Origin of the sequence: Sphingorhabdus sp. (assembly GCF_023910635.1) — a bacterium.
GTDB lineage: Bacteria > Pseudomonadota > Alphaproteobacteria > Sphingomonadales > Sphingomonadaceae > Sphingorhabdus_B.
Map to the genome: position 1 here is coordinate 1 of NZ_JAAVVZ010000087.1, position 1551 is coordinate 1551.

2 protein-coding genes are annotated in these 1551 nt (G+C 57.5%); one reads left to right on the forward strand and one right to left on the reverse strand.

Annotated elements, in window-relative coordinates; genetic code table 11:
- Positions 1-368: 368 nt before the first annotated feature.
- Positions 369-1094, reverse strand: coding sequence for a hypothetical protein (locus HEQ34_RS14400; protein WP_296201609.1), 726 nt, complete (start codon positions 1092-1094; stop codon positions 369-371).
- A 166-nt stretch (positions 1095-1260) separates the two neighbouring features.
- On the opposite strand from HEQ34_RS14400, the gene HEQ34_RS14405 reads away from it, so the two are divergent.
- On the forward strand, positions 1261-1551 hold a 291-nt coding region (locus HEQ34_RS14405), incomplete at its 3' end, for an NAD-dependent epimerase/dehydratase family protein (protein WP_296201610.1).

Below are 1551 nucleotides of genomic sequence, written 5' to 3' on the forward strand. Positions count from 1 at the left end.
CAAGGAAACCGGTCTGCGCATCGCCCCATGACAAGCATTAACGTCAAATCGGGTATGTAGGACGCTTACGTAGCGACGCTCCTCACGGTCGACAGATCGGTTCAAAGGCTTGCTATGGCCGAAACTGAGTCGGTCAGCACGAAAATGCAACCGGCAGCTTTATGATCTATAAGCTGCCAGATTACGGGCTTACGTCATGAGTCCGGAATGGGCACTTAGGGTGAATTCGCCGAAAGGGTAAGCAGCCGTTCAGCGTACTTCGGTGTCGATTGACTGCTAACCTTCGCATTGCCGACCGATTGGAGCCTACGGTCGAGTGGCCGTTCAGGCCGAAATCCAGCCGTAAAGCCCCCCATCACCCCCCATGCCTACCCGCACCCACCACCGCTCCGGCAAACAATAGTCACTTTCCGCCCGCCGCCGCAATCGAATACGATCTCTTCCCGCAGCGTACCAACCCCCTCCGTGCTCAGGATTCCCTGGGCGTTGCACTGCAGCGCACGTGCCTGTTCGCGGGCGGTGTACTCATTTTTTGAAACTTGAATGCCATTCGTCTTGTTCGACCGAGCTGCGGGTTGGCTGGTGAGCGCCGTTGCCTGAGGGCTGTTGTCCGGCGTGGCGGAAGGCGGTGTGCCGCCCTCGTCTGCAGGCTTGAATTGGAGCTTGCTGAACATTTGGTTGATCAGATCCCGTGCGATGGCGTCGACCCGGTTGAAGCTATGCAGGGCGGAGTCGCTCCAACTGCCGCTGACCAGTAGCTCGCCCGTCTTCGCGTTGTACAGGCGGATGGCGATTGATTGCATGTACATTGCCACGTCCCAGCGCCAAACATCCAGGTAACTGACGATGGCATCCACATCGTTTGATTTATAACCGGGGGAGAGCTTTGCCGGCCGGGTTGCCACTCCGTGCGCAGCGAGGGCGTCGGCAATGTAGCCAGTGACTTCCGGTGAGTTACCCGGTTGCGGCGAGAATGCGGCGCTACGGATTTGCGCGGGGGCATTGGCGGATGCCGGGGTGATTGCGCTTGACCCACCGCAAGCTGATGTGAATATCGCTACCGCAGCAATGCAGGCAATCATCAATGAACGCATTATTACCCCCTGTTTTGGTGTGGGGCGAACATAAACGATTCGGGGTTTTTCGTATATGCAACAAAAGTCATAGGCGTTCGTTGCCCTGTCATTGCCCCTTGACTCTGTTACGGTCAACGCCTAAATTCACCCGATTTTTATCGTTACCCAGATCAGGAGCTTTCTCATGAAGATTGGCACCCCGCTTTCCCCCAACGCCCTGCGCGTCATGCTCCTTGGGGCCGGCGAGCTTGGCAAGGAAGTGATCATTGCTTTGCAGCGCCTGGGCGTTGAGGTGATTGCCGTCGACCGCTACGAAAATGCGCCCGGCCACCAGGTCGCGCATCGCGCCCATGTCATTTCGATGACTGACGGTGCTGCCTTGCGCGCGCTGGTCGAGAAGGAGAAACCACACCTGATAGTGCCGGAAATTGAAGCCATCGCCACCGATATGCTGGTCGAAATTGAGGCTGCCGGG